Source organism: Burkholderia puraquae (assembly GCF_002099195.1).
GTDB lineage: Bacteria > Pseudomonadota > Gammaproteobacteria > Burkholderiales > Burkholderiaceae > Burkholderia > Burkholderia puraquae.
Genome location: NZ_NBYX01000010.1, coordinates 181344 through 202136 on the forward strand (window position 1 = coordinate 181344; position 20793 = coordinate 202136).

The window sequence follows — 20793 nt, forward strand, 5'->3', positions numbered from 1 at the left end:
CGGTCTGAGCCAGTTTGGGTTATCGGCATGCACGCGCAGAACCGCATCGCTGATTTCAGATGTTCATCATGCGAGATTCGTTATGTTGTTGTCAGGCGGGCATATGCGGCCGCCTATAGACACACGATCGACGAAAATTCAGCGTCAATCAATACGCAACGAAGATCGTCACCCGCCGGTTGCGCGCCCGCGCGGCCGCATCGTCACCCGCCACGAGCGGCTGCGTATCGGCCCGCCCGATCGCTGCGAGCCGATGCGGTGCAACACCACGCTCGGTCAGGTAGCGCACGACGCTCCCCGCGCGCGCCGACGACAGCTCCCAGTTCGATTCGTATTTCGCGTTCGCGATCGGCACGCTGTCGGTGTGGCCTTCGACGAGTATGTCGCCGGTCGCGTGATCGCTCAGTGCCTGCGCGATCTGGTTCAGCACCGGCGACGAATCGGGCAGCAAGCGCGCATCGCCAACATTGAACAGGACCTTCGCGTCGATGCCGATCTCGACGCCATGCGGCGCTTTCACGAGCGAGATCCGGCCGTTCGACTTCAACGAATCGAGCAAGGCGAGCCACGGCGGGGCGTGTTCAGCCGTCACGGCAGCGGCAGCCGATGCCGATGCCCCCGCCACGCTTTCGGCATGCCGCGCGAGCGTCTGGTACCGCGCGTCGAGCGCGTTGTATTTCGCGAGCTGGAGCACGTACAACGCGAGAAACAGCACCATCAGCGTCGTGATGAGATCCGCGTACGAAATCAGCCAGCGGCCGGATTGCGCGCCTTCGAGTTCGTCGTCGTCGCGATCGGCAGCGGATGCACCGTCAGTTCGAGCAGTCATGCGGTTGGAAACCCGGGTTCGTCGTACGACACACGCTCATCACGCGAGCGATTCGGCCGCGCGCCCGCGCACGTCGCCGGTCAGGCGCGTCTCGATCGTATGCGGCGATTCCTTGCGTGAAATGGCCAGCAAGCCGTCGAGATACAGCTTGCGAAACCGCAGCTCGCTATCGATCTGCGCACGCAGCTTGCCGTAAAGCGGCAGGAACACGAGGTTCGCCAGCGCCAGCCCGTACAGCGTCGCGATGAACGCAACCGCGATGCCCGGCCCGAGCTGTGCCGGTTCGAGAATATGGCTCGTCACCTGCACGAGCCCGAGCACCGAGCCGAGAATGCCGAACGTCGGCGCATATCCGCCGGCCTGCTGCCACACACGCGCGGCGGCAAGGCGGCTGCGTTCGTAGGCATGGAGTTCGCGCTGCAAGGCGTCCTCGAGCACGGCGGTCGACACGCCGTTCGCCAGCAGTTCGAGCCCGCGGCGCGCAAACGGATGGATGCCGCTCACGTCCATCGATTCGAACGCGAGCAGCCCGTCGAGCTTCGCGCGGTCGCCCCATTCGAGCAGGTCGGACAGGTTCTTGCGATCGACTTCGCGCGCACGGACGAACGCGAGCCGCAGCTGCTTCACCGCGTCGAAGAAACGCGCCCAGGTGTTCTGGATCATCACCGCGCCGAGCGTGCCGCCGAGCACGATCACGAGCGCCTCGAACTGGAACAGCATCGAGAAATGCCCGCCTTCCAGCGCGAAGCCGAACACGATCGCCACGCCGCCGAGCACCACACCGGCCAGGGTCAACAGGTCCATGCGTGCCCCCTTGTCATGCATCCGATGCCGATGCGACGGGCGCAGTGCCCGCCGCCGACGCCTTCGCCGCGCGAACGGCTTCCAGCACGCGTTGCTCGATATCCTCGATCTCGACCGGATCGAGCTTGAGTTCGCGGCGCATCACCCACGACACCTCGTTGCGCCGCGCCTCGGTCATCACGGAGAACAGCTTGTCGGCCACCGCGCGATCGTCGAGATTCGCGATCAGCTTCGCGAGATCGTAGGTATCGAATGCGGCGATGACGTCGAACAGCGTGCGCGGGTCGATCCACACGAGATCCGCCAGCGCGCGCACGTCGCCGCCGCGGCGCGCATTGCGCCGCGAGAAGTACGCGACACCCTTCTGCTCGACGTAGCTGAGCACCTTCGATTTGCGGAACGCGAATACTTCTTCGGCAATCTCGCCGTTCGACAGCTTGTTGAGCAGCATCGTCTTCTCGACGCCGATCAGCGATTCGAGATCGGCGAGCTCGATGAGCTCGAGTTCGCTGTTGATCGACAGGTCGAGATCGTGATCGGCAACCTGTTGCGCGCGATCGATCACGCGCGCGGCGTCGAACGTGACGACCTGGCGCGCATCCGACGACGCCGCATAGTCGGTTGCGCCGCCGGCGTGGTCCGCCTGCGCCGCTTCGATCGTGACGAGATTGAGCTTCTCCATGCGTCGCAGCATCGCGAGTACGTGCGGTCGCGAATGGCCGGCAATCGCGCGGCATTTGCGGATCACTTCGGCGAGCGGCACCGAGGTTTCCGCCGCATGGGCCTGCATCGGCCGGCGCGTCCACGCGTCGCCGGCGTCGCGCGCATCGCTACCCGCCATCAGCGCCAGCACATGCGCATACGACAGCACGCCCGGCATGAAGTCGGCATGCGTATAGGTCGCGAGCTGGTCGTCCTTGCGCTTCACGCGGCGGATCATCGTCCGCACGATATGACGCAGCAGCGCCGACACACGCTCGATTTCTTCGTCGAGCGTGCCGGCCGGCACGACCGTCAGCTGACAGAACGAAAGCGCCTTCGCGGTATGGGCACGCGGCTCGGCGGCGAGCAGGGCCGATTCACCGAAGAACTCGCCGCGACCGAGCGTCGCGACGACGACGCGCTTGTCGTCGCATCGCGTGGACAGCTCGACCTTGCCGTCGGTGATCAGAAAGATGACGGGCTCGCCCGCAAAACCCTCGGAGTAAATGATTTCCCCGGGCGCCGCCGTGCGCGTCCACGATTGCTGACGATTCAAGTCGATTCCCCTGCTGCGCTGATTATTGCGGACTGCGCGTCGCACGTCGGAAGCATGCGATCGCGAGTCATCCCCGTGACTCGTTTACGTCATCGCGCGCAACATCCTTTAGGGAATTCGTCCTCGCTTTGAACCGAAATCAAGGTAAAACGTTTGCGGGACAACCCGCCACACCGTGAGGTTCATTTCGATGCTTGCACGTGTAGTGCAAATGAAAGCGCCGGGCGCCCCCGCGTGTCAGAACTCCATGTCGAGTTCGTCGATGTCTTCGTGCTCCGCCTTCGCCGCATCGATCCACTCCGCGACGAACGGATGGGCGAGCACCTGCATGCAGTACTCGGCCACATCGGGCTCCAGTTTCACGTCGTAGGTCAGGAAGCGTGTGACGACCGGCGCATACATCGCGTCGGCAATGCCGATCTCCGCGCCGAACAGCCAGGGGCCGCCGTACGCGGCCAGGCACTCGCGCCAGATCGTCACGATCCGCTGGATGTCGTGCTGCGCGCGCGACCAGATCCGGAAGCCGGGGAAATGCGCGCGCAGGTTCATCGGCAACGCGGATCGCAACGCGCTGAAGCCGGAATGCATCTCGCCGCAGATCGACCGGCAATGCGCGCGCGCCTTCCGGTCTTCAGGCAGCAGCCGCGCCTGCGGCCGGATTTCGTTCAGGTATTCGGCAATCGCGAGCGTGTCCCACACCGTGTTGCCGTCGTGCGTCAGGCACGGCACGAGAATCGACGGCGACAGCAGCAGCAACTCCGCGCGCGACGCGGCATCGATCGGCACGCTGACCGTTTCGAACGTGAGACCGCTCAGCTTCGCGAGCAGCCAGCCGCGCATCGACCACGACGAGTAATTGCGGCTGCTGATGGTCAGCGTCGTCTGTCCGATGACTTCCATGTCGTCCCCTGTCCAAAGCCGTTCGTGCCCCTGCACCGAAAACGGACGCCGCGCGGCGTTATCCGCACCATGCCTGTGCGACGCATTCGCCGAACTGGCGCAGCGCCGCACGCTGTCGCAGCACGTGCCGCATGCCAGATCGGCGCGGCAACGCATCGCGTGCCGTTACCGGTTGTCGCATGCGGCCTGCGTCGCCGCGTTCCCGAACCACGTGCAACGCGCGTGCCAGCAGCGGGCTGGCACATGGCTTGCCTCGTTCAAAGCAACGCGGCACAACGAGCGACGCTCATGAATCTGCTTGCCTATCCGTTCTATCAATGGTCTGCCGAATGCACGCGCCCTGCGCGCGCATGGGCCGCCGCCGCCCGCGCGACGATGTCGCTGTGGCCGCCCGCCACATCGACGCCGACCGGCCGCATGCTCGACGCGCTGTGCGAACTGCTCGAATGCTGCGCGTTCTCGCATCGGCGTCCGCCGTTCGGCATCGCGTCGACCGTCGTCGACGGCGAGACGGTGCCGATCGTCGAGGAAGCCGCCGCGGCCACACCGTTCGGCACGCTGCTGCATTTCCGCAAGGCGCTGCCGGTTGCGCGCCAGCCGCGCGTGCTGATCGTCGCGCCGATGTCCGGGCATTTCGCGACGCTGTTGCGCGGCACCGTGCATACGATGCTGGCCGACCACGACGTGTACATCACCGACTGGCACAACCCGCGCGACATCCCGCTGTCGGCCGGACGGTTCGGCTTCGACGAATACGTCGCGCACGTGATCGACTTCATCCACCAGATCGGCCCGGACGCGCACGTGCTCGCGATCTGCCAGCCGACCGTCGCCACGCTCGCGGCGGTCGCGCTGATGGCCGCCGGCGGCGATCCGGCGCAGCCCGCGAGCCTGACGCTGATGGCGGGCCCGATCGACTGCCGCGTGAATCCGACGAAGGTCAACGCGCTCGCGACGAGCCAGCCGATCGAATGGTTCGCGCGGAACCTGATCAGCGTCGTGCCGGCGGGCTTCGCCGGTGCGCAGCGGTGCGTGTATCCGGGCTTCGTGCAGGTCGGCGCGTTCATGTCGATGAATCCCGATCGCCACGCGGCGTCGTTTGCCGACCTGTATTACGAGCGCGCGAAAGGCGACCCGGCAAAAGCCGACACGCTGCGGCACTTCTACGACGAATACTTCGCGACGGCCGATCTCACCGCGGAGTTCTATCTGGAAACGGTCGAGAAGGTGTTCCAGCAATATGCGCTCGCGCGCGGCGAGCTGACGGTCGGCGGCCGGCTCGTCGAACCGGCGGCGATTCATCGCACCGCGCTGTTGACGATCGAAGGCGAGAAGGACGATATCTGCGCCGTGGGCCAGACGGTGGCCGCGCAGGAGCTGTGTTCGGGGTTGCCGCCGTATCTGAAGACGCACCACGTGCAGACGGGAGCAGGCCACTATGGCGTGTTCAACGGCAGCCGCTGGGAAACGCAGATCTATCCGATCGTGCGCGCGACGATCCACGACAACGAGCCGTACGATCGCACCGCGGGAGCGGACGGCACCGCGGACGGCACGCACTACGTGACGCTGCGCGCGCTGCTCGATGCCCGCGCAGCGGCGCACGATGCGGCGGCCGACACGCAATCGCATCACGCCCACTGAAGCCGTACGGAGCTGAAGCTGAAAATGAATCGCCCCGCCGGGGGTGGCGGGGCGTAAGTGGCTGCAACGTACGGACGACGCGCGAGGAGGCGGCCTCGCGTGTCAGCCGGTGTTACGAACAGGCCTTGCCGTGCGACGCGTGGTAGCCCTTCGCCTTCGCGTCCGCTTCCGACATGTAGCTGCCGTGCTTCGTCTTGCCGTAGTACTTGTCGGTCGAGCAGTGATAGACCTTCGTGCTGTCGTTGGCCCATACTTTGCCCGCGCCGCCGCCCGGCGCTGCCGCCGCGGTCGTTGCGGTCGTTGCAGCCGCGCTCTTGGCCGGCGCGGTGCCGGACGCAGGCGCAGCGGAGGCTGCCGTTGCCGGCGCTGCGGCCGGTGCGCTCGCGGCTGCCGCCGACGCTGCGCCGTACCAGGTCTTCACACCCTTGTGGCCCGCGCACGCGCCCTTCTTCGACGCGCCCGAGTAGAACGAGCCGTCCTTGCACAGCCCGGTCGTGCCGGCCGGCGCGCTGGCCGGAACCTGCGCGAACGCACCGATCGACATACCCATGCCGGCGACCAGCGCGGCGATCAACATCGTCTTTTTCATAGTCCTCTCCTGATTTGCCTGAATAAAGCCTGTGTTCCGGGTATTCCCGGGTAAATCGCGATTACCGCACCCAGCGACACGCACGATGGTGGTGATGATCGACGTGGCACACACGGTGCGAATGCGCTTCGGCGAGCGCCGGAGCAAGGACGGCACATGCTACTGCGGCGGCCGTCAGGATCTTCGCGATGCGCTTCATGAAACTCTCCCGGGTAGGTCAACCGGTGATCCGGCTGGTACCTCCTTAACGCCGGTCGTCGACAGGCCGTGCACCGCGTCCACCTGCAATTGACGATCTTTGACATCGCAGCGCCGCCAACGCACCGAAGCTGACGAATGTCTTTCTTTTCTTTCCGGATCTTCAGCTTCTCGACCATTCGGAATTCGAAGGAATGTGACGAAGGGGAAAGCGGTTCGCGGGTGCGAGCGGAGCAGATGGAAGCGCGCGTGGAATGCGCAACAAAAAACCGCCCGAATGAAGGCGGTTTATTGCTGGCGGACGGATGATGGCGCCCGGGGAAGCGGCGGGCTATGCCCCCGACTCCCCCCAAGGCGTCGGCGGCGGCACGGCGCACGGCCCTTCGACGTCGATCGACTTGAAATCGGCGGGCCCGACGATTTCCAGATACTCCATGTCCGGCGAGTAGTCGAACAGGTAGTGGACGATCCCCGGTGCCTGATGCACGCAGTCGCCGGCGCTCACCAGCGTCTCCCGTTCGCCGTACATGAAGCGCGCCCAGCCCTTCAGCATGATCACGATATGGAACTCGGCCTCGTGCCGGTGCCAGCCGGTGCCCGCCTCCGGTGCATGATTCGCCCTGACGAGTTGCGCGACGACCTTGCCGTTCGTCGCGGCCGCGATACCGAGATCGCGATACAGGAAGAAGTCGCGCAGGCCTTCGCCGCGATACGCGGTGTCGTGCGGCTTCACATGGGAAAAAGCAGTGGTGGTTGGTGTGCTCATCGCAGCGCTCCTTCTTCGAAAGAATCACGCGTGACAAGCATTTAGCGTTCCAGTATGCAGCGGCGCGAAGCCGGGCCTGTTACCGCCTGCGCCACTTTCCGGTCGGCGGCGGCTGCATGGCCGCCGCGAGCGGCAGGCATGTACCGCCCATGCACCGCCCGCGCAGCAGCGAGCGCTGCCATACCCGCACCGCTTGCGACGCCGTTGCGACGTCACATGCGGTGCATCACGCTGCCTGCTTACTTCAACCGCCCCGACAGGAACTGCCCGAGCCGCTCGCTCTTCGGATTCACGAGAATCTCCTGCGGATTCCCTTCCTCCTCGATCTTCCCCTGATGCAGGAAGATCACGTGATTCGACACGTTGCGCGCGAAGCCCATCTCGTGCGTGACGACGACCATCGTGCGGCCCTCCTCCGCGAGCTTCTGCATCACCTTCAGCACTTCGCCGACGAGCTCCGGATCGAGTGCCGACGTCGGCTCGTCGAACAGCATCACTTCCGGCTCCATCGCGAGCGCGCGTGCAATGGCCACCCGCTGCTGCTGGCCGCCCGACAGGTGCGACGGATACATGCCCTCGACGCGCGGCGCGAGGCCGACCTTCTCCAGGTACTTGCGCGCCCGTGCAATCGCTTCGTCCTTGCTGACCCCGAGCACGGCCATCGGCGCTTCGATCACGTTCTCGAGCACCGTCATGTGTGCCCACAGGTTGAAGTGCTGAAACACCATCGAGAGCTTGGTGCGCATCCGCTGCAGCTGCTTCTGGTCGGCCACGCGCAGCGAACCGTTGCGGTCGCGCGTGGTCTGGATCGGCTCGCTGCCGATCGTGATCTGCCCCGAGCACGGCTGCTCGAGGAAGTTGATGCAGCGCAGGAACGTGCTCTTGCCGGAGCCGCTCGAGCCGATGATGCTGATCACGTCGCCGGCCTTCGCCTTCATCGACACGCCCTTCAACACCTCGTTGTCGCCGAATTTCTTGTGCAGGTTGTCAACGGTGAGCTTGTACATGCTTGGTCCTTCCTTGCGAATCTTGCGAATGCGTTAATGGCCGCGCGGCGAGAGGTACGCGAGCCAGCGCGTCTCGAGCTTGCGGAACGCCCAGATGAGCGTGAACACGACGACGGCGTACAGCACGGCCGCGATGCCGTAGGCCTGGAACGACATGTACGTCGCCGAATTGACGTCGCGCGTGACCTTCAGGATGTCGGGCACGGTCGCGGTGAACGCGAGCGTCGTCGCATGCAGCATCAGGATCACTTCGTTGCTGTAGCTCGGCAGCGAGCGGCGCAGCGCGGAGGGCAGGATGATTCGCGTATAGAGCTTGAAGCGCGACATCCCGTAGGCCATGCCGGCCTCGATCTCCCCGGCCGACGTCGCCTTGATCGCGCCCGCGAAGATCTCCGTCGCATATGCGCATTCGTTCAGCACGAACGCGAGCAGCGTGCAGTTCATCGCATTGCGGAAGAACGTGTCGAGCAGCACGTGGTTGTGCACGACCTGCAGGCTGTAGATGCCCGTGTAGCACATCAGCAGCTGCACGTAGAGCGGCGTGCCGCGGAACACGTACGTATAGAACCACACCGGGCCCGAGATCCAGCGGTTCGACGATGCGCGCGCGATCGCGAGCGGCACGGCGAGCGCGAAGCCCAGCGCGATCGACACGACCAGCAGCCACAGCGTGATCGCGAGGCCGCTGAAGCGGTAGCCGTCGGTGTAGAGATAGCTTTGCCAGTACTGGCTGACGAGTTCGATCACAGTGCGAGCCTCCGGACGCCGACGGAATAACGCTTCTCGAGGTGATGCAGCACGACGTTGGAGACCGTCGTGATCGCGAGGTAGATCGCGCCTGCAGCCAGCGTGAAGAAGAAGAAATCGAGCGTGCTCTTGCCCGCGTCCTGCGATGCTTTCACCACATCGGCGAGGCCGATGATCGACACGAGCGCGGTGGCCTTCACGAGCACCTGCCAGTTGTTGCCGATGCCGGGCAGCGCGAAGCGCATCATCTGCGGGAACAGGATGCGGCGGAACACGCGCCAGCCGCTCATCCCGTACGCGAAGCCCGCTTCGAGCTGGCCGCGCGGCACCGCGAGGAACGCGCCGCGGAACGTCTCGGTGAAGTACGCGCCGTAGATGAAGCCGAGCGTGATGACGCCGGCCACGAACGGGTCGATGTCGATCTGGTCCCAGCCGAGCATGTCGGTGAAGTTGTTCAGCAGGATCTGGATCCCGTAGAACAGCAGCAGCATCAGCACGAGGTCCGGCACCGCGCGGATCAGCGTCGTGTAGAAGGTGCCGATCGACTTGAGCATGCGGTTCGTCGACAGTTTCGCGCTCGCGCCGATAAGGCCCAGCACGAGCGACGCGGCGAGCGACAGCACCGCGAGCTTCACGGTCTCGACCGTGCCGGCCCACAGCAGCGGGCCAAATCCTTGGAAAATCATATGAGGGATCCAGAACGTTTGGCTGGATTGTCAATAGCCATTAACCGCGCATCAAACGATATCTGCGCACTACCTGATGCACCCTGCTCATCAAGCCAGGTGCATCGAGCGAAGCGAGTGGCATCCAGCAACAGACCCGGCGCGCACCGCAGCCGATGCGCACCGCATGGACGGTCAGCCGCCGTAGACGTCGAACGCGAAGTACTTCTTCTCGATCTTCTTGTACGTGCCGTCCTTGATGATGTCGGCGATCGCGTGGTCGATCTTCGCCTTCAGGTCGGCGTCGTCCTTGCGCAGGCCGATGCCGGCGCCGTTGCCGAGCGTCTTCGGATCGTCGATGTCCTTGCCGGCGAATTCGAAGTTCGCGCCGCGCGGCGTCTTCAGGAAGCCGATGTCGGCCTGCACCGCGTCCTGCAGCGCCGCGTCGAGGCGGCCGGACATCAGGTCCTGGTACACGCCGTCCTGGTTCTGGTAAGGCACGACCTGCACGCCCTTCGGCGCCCAGTACGCCTTCGCATAGGTTTCCTGGATGGTGCCCTGCTCGACGCCGACCGACTTGCCCTTCAGCGATTCGGCCGTCGGCATCAGGCCCGTGCCCTTCTTCGCGACGAGGCGCGTCGGCGTGTTGAACAGCTTGTCGGAGAACGCGATCTGCTCGGCACGCGCCGGCGTCATCGACATCGACGACAGCACGCCGTCGAACTTCTTCGCCTTCAGCGCGGGAATCATCCCGTCGAAGTCGTTCTCGATCCACACGCATTTCGCCTTCAGGCGGGCGCAGATCTCGTTGCCGAGATCGACGTCGAAGCCGACGACCTTGCCGCTTGCGTCCTTCGATTCGAACGGCGGATAGCTGGCGTCGACGCCGAACCGGATCGTCGACCAATCCTTGGCGTGGGCACCGACCGCGATGCAGGCAAGGGCAATACTGAGCGCGAGTTTCTTCATGGCGTTCCTGTCAGAGGCGAACTGGGCAGGGGTCCCGTCGGGCGGCCCGCACCGGCGTGGCCGGCACGGCAACCCCGCCGTGAACCCTTCCAACCCGGAGATCGCCCCTTCCGGCGACAGCCTAAGTTGTACATACAACTTTGCCTTTTGCGCGGGTTCGCCAGCAATCCGTGTTTATCTCTAGTTGTCGGCGGATTGTTTCAAATATGGAATTTTCCCTTTGATTTCAATCGATTAATAATTACGAAAAGCTAAACATCAGCTTTCTCCATACGTACGCACGCCGCCGGGAACGGGCTTTCACTTGTCTAGACCTGGCAACGCCGCGCCGCGTGGCCCGTCCGCGATGCCGACCGTTTCCAGACCGACCAGCCGGTAGCCGAACTGCAGCTCCGTCAGCAGGTGCCGCGGGCGCGCCGGCACCGGTTCGAGCTTCTGCCGCAGGTTCGTCATGTACACGCGCACGTAGTGCGCGCGGTCCGCGTCGTGGATGCCCCAGACCTCCGCCAGCAATTGCCGCGCGGCGATTACGCCGCCGCGCGCGCGAATCAGCGCGGCAAGCAGCCGGAATTCGAGGCGCGTCAGATGGACCGGCTCGCCGCCGCGAACGACTTCGTGCTTGCCGAGATCGACGGTCACGTCGCCGAACCGCACGATCGACGACGATTGCCCGTCGGCCGACACGAACGCCGCGCGCCGCAACTGCGCACGCGCCCGCGCGAGCAGTTCGGGCACGCCGAACGGCTTCGGCAGGTAGTCGTCCGCGCCCGCATCGAGCGCCGCGACCTTCTCCACTTCCTGTTGCCGCGCCGACAGCACGATCACCGGCACCGTCGACCACTCGCGCAGTTCGCGGATGAAAGTCTTGCCGTCGTCGTCCGGCAGCCCGAGATCGACGATCACGAGATCGGGCTTGCTGCTCGACGCATACATCCGTGCCTCGCGGGCCGTCGACGCCTCGCAGGTGTCGAGCCCTTCCTGTTCCAGCGCCATCCGCACGAAGCGGCGGATGTCCGATTCGTCTTCGACGATAAGTACGCGCGATCTGATCATGTCCGGCTCTCGTGTTCGATGTCGGGCGGCGCACCCAGTGGCAGGCGAATCTCGAACCGCGCGCCGTGCGGATCGAGCGGCACCGCGCGGATCGAGCCGCCGTGCGCGTTGACGATGCTGCGGCACAGCGCGAGCCCGAGCCCCACGCCGCTGATCGACGATGCCTTGCGTTCGCGCTCGAACGGCTCGAACAGCGGCTCGGTGTTGCGCGCGACGAAGCCGGGCCCGTCGTCTTCGACGAACACGTACAGCGTTGTGCCGAACACGCGTGCACGCACCGCCACGGCCGCGTCGGCGCCCGCGTACTTCGCCGCGTTGTCGAGCAGGTTCATCAGCACGCGCTCGATCAGCAGCGCGTCGACGTCGATCAGCGGCAGATCGGCCGGCAGGTCGGCGCTCACGTCGCGGCCGGCCAGCACGCCGGCCGAATGCGCGAGCGCGCTGCCGACGATCTCGTCGAGCATGTGCCACTCGCGATTCAGCCGCACGCCCTCGCTCTGCATGCGCGCGAGATCGAGCAGGTTCACGACGAGCCCGTGCAGCGCCTCGGCCTGGTTGCGGATGCCGCGCGCGAGCGCGGCCGGTTGCCCGTCGGCCAGCCGCTCGGGCCGCTCAAGCGTCTCGGCGAGGCCGCGGATCGCGGTCAGCGGCGTCTTCAGGTCGTGCGACACCGCGGCAAGCAGCGCATTGCGCAGCCGCTCGCCTTCGATGCGGACGAGCGTGTGCTGCGCGACGCCCACGTAGTGCACGCGTTCGAGCGCCATCGCGATCGACGAGCACAGCGCATCGATCAGGCGGCGATCGTCGGGATCCGTGGGTACCGGCTGCGCGTCGCCGAACAGCACGAGCACGCCGCGCACGCGCATCGGCGCCTTCAGCGGCAGGTACTGCGCGGCCGCACGCTCGAACGGCGGCAGCCCGCACCCGGCAGCGCGTGCATTCTCGTAGACCCAGTGAGCAATCGGTGTTTCGACGAACCGTGCGCGCTGCGCGGGCGCCAGATGATCGTCCGCATCGGGCAGCACGAGCGCAACGCGCACGCCGAGCAGCGGCGCGATCGTGCCGGTGCAGATCGACGCGATCTGCTCGGTCTCGATCGCCGCCGACAGGTCGTGCGCGACGCGCGCAAGCGCCGCCGAGCGCTTCTCGTTCGCGCGCGCGGCCCGCGCTTCCGCGCGCAGGCGCGCCGCGAGCTGGCCGATCGCGAGCGCGACGGCGAGCATCAGCGCGAACGTGAACACGTACTGCGTATCGGACACCGCAAACGACAGCCTGGGCTCGACGAAGAAGAAGTCGAAGCAGCCGACGCACACGAACGCGGCCCACGCGCCGGCCAGCCGGCCGAGCCGCAGCGCGATCAGCACGACGGTCATCAGGAACAGCATCACGACGTTCGACAGGTCGAACACGCGCAGCAGCGCGCTCGCCGCCAGTGTCGCCAGCGCGCAGACGAGCGTGGCGAGCAGCAGCGGCACCGCGTACTGCGCCACCCATACGTGCGTGCGCAGTCGCGCCTCGCGCACGGCCAGCGTCGGCCGCTTATCGGGCCCTGCGCCCGCGATGCGGTCGGCCAGCGCCGCGCACGCGCGCAGCACGCCGCGCCAGCGGTCGCGGCGCACGCCGGCCTCGCCGCGGCCGGCGGCGGTGTCCCGCCGCCCCGTTGCCCGTCGATTCGCTTCGTTCACGTTCACATCCATGATCGCTTCCGGCAATTGAAACGCCGAACGGCCCCGCGCACGCCGCAAAGGCATGAGCGGGGCCGCGACGGCGCATTCGGTCAGATAAACGGCGTCAGCAGCATGTCGATCAGCTTGATGCCGATGAACGGCACGATGATCCCGCCCACGCCGTAGATCAGCAGGTTGCGCCCCAGCAGCGTCCCGGCCGGCTCCGCGCGATACTTCACGCCCTTCAGCGCGAGCGGGATCAGCGCGACGATGATCAGCGCATTGAAGATCACCGCCGACAGGATCGCCGACGTCGGGCTGTGCAGCCCCATCACGTTCAGCGCGCCGAGCGCCGGATAGGTCGCGACGAACGCAGCCGGGATGATCGCGAAATACTTCGCGAGATCGTTGGCGACGCTGAACGTGGTCAGCGCGCCGCGCGTCATGATCATCTGCTTGCCGACCTCGACCACCTGCATCAGCTTCGTCGGGTTGCTGTCGAGGTCGACCATGTTGGCCGCTTCCTTCGCCGCCTGCGTGCCGCTGTGCATCGCGACGGCCACGTCGGCCTGTGCGAGCGCGGGCGCGTCGTTGGTGCCGTCGCCCGTCATCGCGACGAGATGGCCCTTCGCCTGGTGCTCGCGGATCAGCCGCAGCTTGTCTTCGGGCGTCGCTTCCGCGAGGTAATCGTCGACGCCGGCTTCCGCCGCGATCGCGGCCGCAGTGAGCCGGTTGTCGCCGGTGATCATCACGGTCTTCACGCCGACCTTGCGCAGCTCGGCAAAGCGCGCGGCGATCCCGTGCTTGACGATGTCCTTCAGCTCGATCGCGCCGAGCACGCGGGCGCCGTCGGCAACGACCAGCGGCGTGCCGCCGCGCCGCGCGATATCGCTGACGGCCGTCTCGACCGCGTGCGGAAACGCACCCCCGAGCACATCGACGTGCGCGCGGATCGCGGACGCCGCGCCCTTGCGCACCTGACGCTCGCCGATATCGAGGCCGCTCATCCGCGTGCGCGCGCTGAACGGCACGGTGATGCTGCCGGCAGTCGCAGCCACGTTCAGCGAAAAGCGCTGCTTCGCGAGCGCGACGATCGAGCGCCCCTCGGGCGTTTCGTCGGCCAGCGACGACAGCTGCGCGGCCTCGGCCAGCGCGCGCTCGTCCACGCCCGGCGCCGGCCGGAACTGCACGGCCTCGCGGTTGCCGAGCGTGATCGTGCCGGTCTTGTCGAGCAGCAGCACGTCGACGTCGCCGGCCGCCTCGATCGCGCGGCCCGAGGTCGCGAGCACGTTCGCGCGCATCATGCGGCTCATCCCCGCGATGCCGATCGCCGACAGCAGCGCGCCGATCGTCGTCGGGATCAGGCAGACGAGCAGCGCGATCAGCACGGTCAGGCTCACCGCCGAACCCGACGCGTTCAGCAGCACGCTGAACTGCGAGAACGGCAGCAGCGTCACGCATACGAGCAGGAAGATGATGGTCAGCGCGACGAGCAGGATCGTCAGTGCGACCTCGTTCGGCGTCTTGCCGCGCTTCGCGCCTTCGACCATCGCGATCATCCGGTCGAGAAATGCCTCGCCCGGTTGCGCGGTGATCTTCACGACGATCCAGTCGGACAGCACGCGCGTGCCGCCCGTCACCGACGAGAAATCGCCGCCCGACTCGCGGATCACCGGCGCGGATTCGCCGGTGATCGCCGATTCGTCGACCGATGCGACGCCGTCGATCACCTCGCCGTCGGCGGGAATCGTGTCGCCGGCCTCGACGAGCACGATGCTGCCGGCGGCGAGCTCGTCGCTCGGCACGCGATGGCTGGTGCTGCCGTACTGCTTCGGCTCGTCGAGCACCTTCGCGTACACGCGCTTGCGCGCCGCGCGCAGCGCGTCGGCCTGCGCCTTGCCGCGCCCTTCGGCCAGCGCCTCGGCCGCGTTCGCGAACAGCACGGTGAACCACAGCCAGCACGCGACCGCGAAGATGAAGCCGGCCGGCGCGTCGGCGGTGCCGGTCAGCGCCTGCAACCACAGCACGGTCGTGACGATGCTGCCGAGATACACGACGAACATCACGGGGTTCTTCAACTGCACGCGCGGCGCGAGCTTGCGGAATGCCTCGCGCAGCACGGCCGTCCAGCGCATCGGCGGCACGGCGCCGACCGGCATCGCCGCGGGATTGATCGGGGTTTCGATATGGGACATGAGTGACTCCGTGGTTCCTGCTATTGCTTCGCGCCGGCCGCCTGGCCGAATGCGCGGTCCAGCGCGAGGTTCAGGTCGAGCACGCGCACGCGCGGTTCGCCGAATACGCCGAGCTGGCGCGGCGCGGCGATGCGGTCGACCAGCGCCGCGACCTGCGCGGCATCGACGCCGCGCGCCTGCGCGACCCGTGCCGCCTGAAGCCGCGCGTTCGCGACCGAGATCTCGGGATCGAGCCCCGACGCCGATGCGGTCACGGCATCCGCCGGCACCGGCGTGCCGGCGGCGAGCGCGTTCTCCTGCCGGTAGGCACGCACGCGCTGCGCGATATCCGCGAGCAGCTTCTTGCTGGTGGCGCCCTGGTTGCTGGCGCCGCTGCCGGCCGCGTTGTACGGCTGGTCGACCGTCTTCGACGGATCGGCCGGATCGGTGCCGACCGTCGCGCTCGGCCGCCCGTGGAAGTAGCCGGCACGCGTGAAGTGCTGCCCGATCACAGCCGAGCCGATCGTCGTGCCGTTGCGCGCCACCAAACTGCCGCGCGCCTGCGACGGGAACAGCACGTTCGCGACGCCCGTGGTGAACAGCGGATACGCGATCCCCGTGACCAGCATGAACAGCACCGACGACGCGATCACGGGCCGCACCAGGCCGCGCGTCGCCGCGCCGAACGAAGAACCGGGAGCCGGCGCGGCGGCGGCCGCTGCCTGGCGATTGCCTTGCATCATGATGTTTCCCTCAGAACAGTTGGCCGCCCGACATCAGCAGGTGCTCGACGACCGGGCCGAGCGCGAGCGCGGGCAGGAACGTGAGACCGCCGACGACCAGGATCACGAAGACCAGCAGGCCGGCGAACAGGCCCGTCGACGTCGACAGCGTGCCTGCGCTTTCCGGCACGCTCTTCTTCGCGGCGAGGCTGCCCGCGACCGCGAGCATCGGCAGCAGCGTCAGGTAGCGGCCGATCAGCATCGCGAAGCCGATCGTCGTGTTGAAGAACGGCGTGTTCGCATTGAGGCCCGCAAACGCGGAGCCGTTGTTGGCCGTGCCCGACGCGTACGCGTACAGCACTTCGCTGAAGCCGTGCGGGCCGAGGTTCGCGAGGCTGTCCATCGTCGAGTGCAGCATCGACGCCAGCGCGGTGAAGCCGAGGATGCTGAACGGATGCGCAAGCACCGCGAGCATCACGAACTTCATCTCGCGCGCCTCGATCTTCTTGCCGAGGAATTCCGGCGTGCGCCCGATCATCATCCCGACGAGAAACACCGTGAGGATCGCGAACGTGAACAGGTTGATCAGCCCGACGCCGTCGCCGCCGAACACGTTGTTCAGCATCATCTGCGCGATCGGCACGAGGCCGCCGAGCGGTGTCAGCGAGTCATGCATCGCGTCGACCGACCCGGTGGTCGCGGCCGTCGTGACGGTGGCGAACAGGCTCGTCTGCGCGATGCCGAAGCGCATCTCCTTGCCTTCCATGTTGCCGCCCGGCTGCACGGCGCTCATCTGCGGGTCGACGCCGAGCCCGGTCACGAGCGGATTGCCGTGCTGCTCGGCCGAATAAATCACGGCCAGGAAGCCGACGAACATCACGACGAACGCACCGAGGATCACCCAGCCCTGGCGGCGCCGGCCGATCATCGTGCCGAGCGTGTACGTCAGCGCGGACGGAATCAGCAGCATCGACAGCATGTGCAGCGTGTTGGTGAGCGGCGTCGGGTTCTCGAACGGATGCGCGGCGTTCATGCTGAAGAAGCCGCCGCCGTTCGTGCCGATATGCTTGATCGATTCGAGGCTGGCAACGGGCCCCATCACGATCTGCTGGCGCGCGCCTTCGAGCGTGGTCGCCCACGCATCGGACGCGAGCGTCTGCGGCATGCCCTGCCACACGTACACGAGCGCCATCACGAAGCTGAGCGGCAGCAGCACGCGATAGGTCACGCGCGTGAAGTCGACCCAGTAGTTGCCGAGGTCCGCGGCGCTCTTGCGGCTCAGCCCGCGGATGAAGCCGCCCGCGGCCGCGACGCCGGTAGCCGCGCTGACCACCATCAGGAACGTGATGACGGCCATCTGCGAGAAGTTCGACAGGCTGCTCTCGCCCGCGTACGCCTGCCAGTTCGTGTTCGTGATGAACGACGCGGCCGTGTTGAACGCGAGGTCGGGGCTTTGCGACGCGCGCTGCAGCGCATCGAACGGCAGGGTGTCCTGGATGCGCAGCAGCAGGTAGCCGACCAGCATCATCCCGGCATTGCTGAGCAGCAGCACCATGCCGTAGCGCTGCCACGACATCGCTTCGTCGGGATTCACGCCGAGCAGCGTATAGGTACGGCGTTCGACCCACGCGTGGCGCGGGCTTGTAAAGGCGTGCGCGAGCCATTTCCCGACGACGGGCACCAGCGCCAGCATGATCGCGAGAACGATCGCGAATTGAATGAGATTGTTGAACATGTCGACGCTCGCTCAGATCCGGTCAAGGCCGGTGATGAAACCGGCCGTCAAGGCAAAGAACGCAAGCGTGAACAGAATGAAAAGCAGATCGCTCATGACATTCACCGATATTTTCGAATTTCTGTTGAATCGCGCCGATCAATACCGCTCGGGCTTGATCAATGCATGAAACAGATAGATAAAGAGCGCGAGCGACAGCGCGCCGGTGATCCACAACATGGCTTTCCCCTTTTTTCGTATGCGCGGCCATGCCGCGCGATCGTCGGCGTATCGGGCCTTGCCGTGTCGGCGCAAGCCCGATTTGACGCCCCCATGCTCATCTGGCGAATGGGATGCGACAGTGTAGAAATCCGCGCATCAAAGCGGTGTTCAATTTCTTTACAAGGAATAAAAAAGCCGTAAAGACGAAAGCCGGCGGCTATGGCGTTTTTATGTGTTCTTTTCAGGGCCGGTTCGAGTCTATACACCGTATCGTCACCGTGATTCCTAGAATGGGCGACATGTCCAGAACGAGATCTCCGCGGTGCGGAGCACGATGCGACCCGGGGTGCCAGCATGAAACCGACCAGAACCGAATCCACCGCTTCACGCGATCTGCCGCCCGTTCGTTCGCGGCGCCGGTACCCTGCCGACGAACTCGTGCTGCTGTCGATTCGCGTCGAATCGGACAACCTCGCCGTCGTGCGGCGCCTGCTGCACCAGGCGGTGGGCACCGCGCTCAATTTCTATACGGCCGCGATCGACAACCACACCGGGCGCGCCTGTATCGAGCTCGAAGTCGCACGGTCGCAGGCGTCGCCCGCGATCCTGTCGATCCTCCGCCTGCTGCCGGCCGCCGAGTTCGGCACGATCCGCCTGCTGCAGCACTAGCCGGCGTCCGTTGCGGCCGCGCGTGACACGCGTCACGCGCCCGCTCCCCGTTCATCGATTCGAACGCGCGTTTCCGGTGCGCACGCGCGCGGTTCGTCACGAGCCGCGCCCGTTCGCCGCCGGCCCGCGCAACGGATCGTCGTTCCCGTCGCTACGGGCCTTTCCAGGAAGCACACACAATGAAAAAAGTAGTCGTCGGCACCCTCTCCCTCGCGGTCCTCAGCGCCGCAGCGCATGCGCAAAGCAGCGTCACGCTCTACGGGATGCTGGATGCCGGTATCGCCTATACGAACAACCAGTCGGGCAAAAGCGCGTGGCAGCAAGGCAGCGGCCTGCTGTCGAATACGGTCTTCGGCCTGAGCGGCAGCGAGGAGCTCGGCGGCGGCCTGCATGCGCTGTTCCGCCTCGAGAACGGCTTCAACCTGAACAACGGCACGCAGTCCTACCGGAACACGATGTTCGGCCGCCGCGCGTACGTCGGCCTGCAGAGCGACCGGTACGGCGCGCTGACGCTCGGCCGGCAGTACGATGCCGTGGTCGACTACCTCGGCCCGCTCGCGATGGCGAACAACGGCGACGGCAACAACCTCGCATCGCATCCGTTCGACAACGACAACATCGACGATTCGTTCTACATCGACAACGCGGTGAAATACACGAGCCCGACGCTCGCCGGCTGGCAGTTCGGCGGCCTGTACGGGTTCAGCAACGCAGCCGGCGGCTTCGCGAACAACCGTGCGTACAGCGCGGGCGTGTCGTATGCGAACGGGCCGGTCAGCCTCGGCGCCGCGTACCTGCAGCTCAACCGCGGCGGGCTGACGGCCGGCGGCGCGCTGTCGACGAACGACGGGCCGAACTTCCCGGCCGTGCGCCAGCGTGTCATGGGCGCGGGCGGCAGCTACGCGTTCGACCGGCTGACGGTCGGTGCGCTGTGGACGCATTCGATGTTCGACGAAACGGCCGCGTCGTCGCTGCCCGGCGCGCTGAACGCGCTGCGTTTCGACAACTTCGAGGTCAACGCGCGCTACGCGCTGACGCCGGCTGTCTCGTTCGCGGGCGCCTATACGTTCACCAACGGCCGCTACGACGACGCAACCGGCAGCCACCGGCCGAAATGGCATCAGGTGACGCTGATGGCCGACTACGCACTGAGCAAGCGCACCGACGTGTATGCGGAAACCGTGTACCAGCACCAGTTCGGCGTGCCGTCGGGCGCGACGCTCGGGTTCGCGAACGTCACGGGGCTCGCGGCTTCGTCGACCAACACGCAGGTGGTCGCGACGGTCGGTATCCGGCATCGGTTCTGACCGCACGCCGGCCGTCGAAGGCCGGCGGCTCTGTGCAATCCCGCATGGACGCGCGCCGGCCGAACAGGGATCATTCGGGAAATCCGGGCCCGCGCGCCCGCGAAACCGGTACACTCGGCGCCGGGCGCGCGCCGGATCGGCATTCGGCGGCGGGCCGCTGCCGACTCTGGAATCGTGATCCCATGACCACACCGATCTATCAGGAAATCAAGGACTTCATCCTCGCGCGCATTCATGCCGGCGAATGGGCGGAAGGCGACCAGGTGCCGTCGGAGAACGAGCTGGCGCGCGAATTCAATGTCGCGCGGATGACCGTCAACCGCGCGCTGCGCGAGCTGACCGCCGAGCAGGTGCTCACGCGCACGCGCGGCTCCGGCACGTACGTCGCGTCGCCGAAGTACGAATCGACGCTCGTCGCGATCCGCAGCATCTCGGACGAAGTCGCCGCGCGCGGCCACGGCTATCGCGCGCAGGTGCTGGAAGTCGGCGCGGCCGTTGCCGATGCGAAGCTCGCCGACGAGCTGCGGATCGACACGGGCAACCCGATCTTCCATTCGCGCGTGCTGCACTTCGAGAATGACACGCCCGTGCAGCTCGAGGAACGCTGGGTCAATCCGGTCTGTGCGCCCGAGTATGCGTTGCAGGACTTCACGACCACGACGCCGAACCAGTACCTGACGCGCGTCGCACCGCTGCAGCGCGTCGAATACCGGATCGAGGCCGCGATGCCCGATACCGAAACGCGCCGCCACCTGACGATGGAAGACCGCGAGCCGTGCCTGCTGCTGCATCGGCGCACGTGGTCGCAAGGGTTGGTCGCGTCGGTCGCCAATCTGTGGCACCCGGGCAGCCGCTATCGCTTCACCGGGCATTTCTGAGGTCGATGCGC

General features: G+C 66.3%; 22 protein-coding genes. 6 read left to right on the top strand and 16 right to left on the bottom strand.

The features are described 5' to 3' along the window. Nucleotides 1-148 precede the first annotated feature (148 nt). The 4 genes from B7G54_RS20460 to B7G54_RS20475 form a co-directional block, all read right to left on the bottom strand. Nucleotides 149-829 carry an OmpA/MotB family protein gene (locus tag B7G54_RS20460; RefSeq protein ID WP_085040729.1) on the bottom strand — a complete coding sequence of 227 codons (681 nt, stop codon included), beginning with the start codon at nt 827-829 and terminating at the stop codon, nt 149-151. Nucleotides 830-868: 39 nt separating this feature from the next. After that, nucleotides 869-1633 (bottom strand): flagellar motor protein, encoded by a 765-nt coding sequence (locus B7G54_RS20465; protein ID WP_085040730.1) that lies wholly within the window; start codon nt 1631-1633, stop codon nt 869-871. A gap of 13 nt (nt 1634-1646) precedes the next feature. Beyond that, nucleotides 1647-2891 carry a Crp/Fnr family transcriptional regulator gene (locus B7G54_RS20470; protein ID WP_085040731.1) on the bottom strand — a complete coding sequence of 415 codons (1245 nt, stop codon included), beginning with the start codon at nt 2889-2891 and terminating at the stop codon, nt 1647-1649. 237 nt (nt 2892-3128) lie between these two features. Continuing rightward, nucleotides 3129-3791 (bottom strand): glutathione S-transferase family protein, encoded by a 663-nt coding sequence (locus B7G54_RS20475; RefSeq protein WP_085040732.1) that lies wholly within the window; start codon nt 3789-3791, stop codon nt 3129-3131. 288 nt (nt 3792-4079) lie between these two features. Here B7G54_RS20475 and B7G54_RS20480 point away from each other — a divergent pair, with 288 nt between their 5' ends. After that, nucleotides 4080-5435 carry a polyhydroxyalkanoate depolymerase gene (locus B7G54_RS20480; RefSeq protein ID WP_085040733.1) on the top strand — a complete coding sequence of 452 codons (1356 nt, stop codon included), beginning with the start codon at nt 4080-4082 and terminating at the stop codon, nt 5433-5435. Between the two features lie 112 nt (nt 5436-5547). Here the strand turns inward: B7G54_RS20480 and B7G54_RS20485 are convergent, their stop codons facing one another. Together B7G54_RS20485 and B7G54_RS39770 are read right to left on the bottom strand one after the other, a co-directional pair. Beyond that, a complete protein-coding gene (locus B7G54_RS20485; RefSeq protein WP_085040734.1) occupies nt 5548-6024 on the bottom strand; it encodes a DUF3761 domain-containing protein in 477 nt (158 codons plus the stop codon). Between the two features lie 61 nt (nt 6025-6085). Next, a complete protein-coding gene (locus tag B7G54_RS39770) occupies nt 6086-6223 on the bottom strand; it encodes an HHHH-motif protein (RefSeq protein WP_244289390.1) in 138 nt (45 codons plus the stop codon). 137 nt (nt 6224-6360) lie between these two features. Between B7G54_RS39770 and B7G54_RS39090 the strand changes: the two genes are divergently transcribed. Further along, on the top strand, nt 6361-6531 hold the full coding sequence (locus B7G54_RS39090) for a hypothetical protein (RefSeq protein WP_165765593.1): 171 nt from the start codon (nt 6361-6363) through the stop codon (nt 6529-6531). A 22-nt stretch (nt 6532-6553) separates the two neighbouring features. Here the strand turns inward: B7G54_RS39090 and B7G54_RS20490 are convergent, their stop codons facing one another. From B7G54_RS20490 to kdpA, 10 genes are all read right to left on the bottom strand, one after another. Then, entirely contained in the window at nt 6554-6988 is a 435-nt protein-coding gene (locus tag B7G54_RS20490) for a cupin domain-containing protein (RefSeq protein WP_085040735.1), read from the bottom strand. 239 nt (nt 6989-7227) lie between these two features. Continuing rightward, nucleotides 7228-7995 (bottom strand): ABC transporter ATP-binding protein, encoded by a 768-nt coding sequence (locus B7G54_RS20495; protein ID WP_085040736.1) that lies wholly within the window; start codon nt 7993-7995, stop codon nt 7228-7230. Nucleotides 7996-8028: 33 nt separating this feature from the next. Next, nucleotides 8029-8742 (bottom strand): ABC transporter permease, encoded by a 714-nt coding sequence (locus B7G54_RS20500; protein ID WP_085040737.1) that lies wholly within the window; start codon nt 8740-8742, stop codon nt 8029-8031. Continuing rightward, a complete protein-coding gene (locus B7G54_RS20505) occupies nt 8739-9428 on the bottom strand; it encodes an ABC transporter permease (RefSeq protein WP_059237438.1) in 690 nt (229 codons plus the stop codon). The genes B7G54_RS20500 and B7G54_RS20505 overlap by 4 nt, the downstream gene beginning before the upstream one ends. 174 nt (nt 9429-9602) lie before the next feature. Further along, on the bottom strand, nt 9603-10376 hold the full coding sequence (locus B7G54_RS20510; protein WP_085040738.1) for an ABC transporter substrate-binding protein: 774 nt from the start codon (nt 10374-10376) through the stop codon (nt 9603-9605). 300 nt (nt 10377-10676) lie between these two features. After that, nucleotides 10677-11429, bottom strand: coding sequence for a response regulator (locus B7G54_RS20515; RefSeq protein ID WP_085040739.1), 753 nt, complete (start codon nt 11427-11429; stop codon nt 10677-10679). Next, nucleotides 11426-13126 carry a DUF4118 domain-containing protein gene (locus tag B7G54_RS20520; protein WP_085040740.1) on the bottom strand — a complete coding sequence of 567 codons (1701 nt, stop codon included), beginning with the start codon at nt 13124-13126 and terminating at the stop codon, nt 11426-11428. Before B7G54_RS20520 ends, B7G54_RS20515 begins: the two co-directional genes overlap by 4 nt. Before the next feature lie 80 nt (nt 13127-13206). After that, nucleotides 13207-15255 (bottom strand): potassium-transporting ATPase subunit KdpB, encoded by a 2049-nt coding sequence (gene kdpB, locus B7G54_RS20525; RefSeq protein WP_085040741.1) that lies wholly within the window; start codon nt 15253-15255, stop codon nt 13207-13209. A 56-nt stretch (nt 15256-15311) separates the two neighbouring features. Then, on the bottom strand, nt 15312-16013 hold the full coding sequence (kdpC, locus tag B7G54_RS20530; protein ID WP_175130452.1) for a potassium-transporting ATPase subunit KdpC: 702 nt from the start codon (nt 16011-16013) through the stop codon (nt 15312-15314). Nucleotides 16014-16023: 10 nt separating this feature from the next. Further along, nucleotides 16024-17727, bottom strand: a complete 1704-nt coding sequence (gene kdpA, locus B7G54_RS20535; RefSeq protein WP_085040742.1) for a potassium-transporting ATPase subunit KdpA — start codon at nt 17725-17727, stop codon at nt 16024-16026. On the opposite strand from kdpA, the gene B7G54_RS39775 reads away from it, so the two are divergent. The 4 genes from B7G54_RS39775 (at nt 17707) to hutC (ending at nt 20782) form a co-directional block, all read left to right on the top strand. Beyond that, nucleotides 17707-18129, top strand: a complete 423-nt coding sequence (locus B7G54_RS39775) for a hypothetical protein (RefSeq protein WP_244289391.1) — start codon at nt 17707-17709, stop codon at nt 18127-18129. The genes kdpA and B7G54_RS39775 overlap by 21 nt on opposite strands. 153 nt (nt 18130-18282) lie before the next feature. Further along, the gene (locus tag B7G54_RS20550) at nt 18283-18597 is read left to right on the top strand and encodes a hypothetical protein (RefSeq protein WP_085040743.1); all 315 of its coding nucleotides are present in this window, start codon (nt 18283-18285) and stop codon (nt 18595-18597) included. Nucleotides 18598-18776: 179 nt separating this feature from the next. After that, entirely contained in the window at nt 18777-19904 is a 1128-nt protein-coding gene (locus B7G54_RS20555) for a porin (protein WP_085040744.1), read from the top strand. A 182-nt stretch (nt 19905-20086) separates the two neighbouring features. Continuing rightward, on the top strand, nt 20087-20782 hold the full coding sequence (hutC, locus tag B7G54_RS20560) for a histidine utilization repressor (protein ID WP_085040745.1): 696 nt from the start codon (nt 20087-20089) through the stop codon (nt 20780-20782). Nucleotides 20783-20793 lie beyond the last annotated feature (11 nt).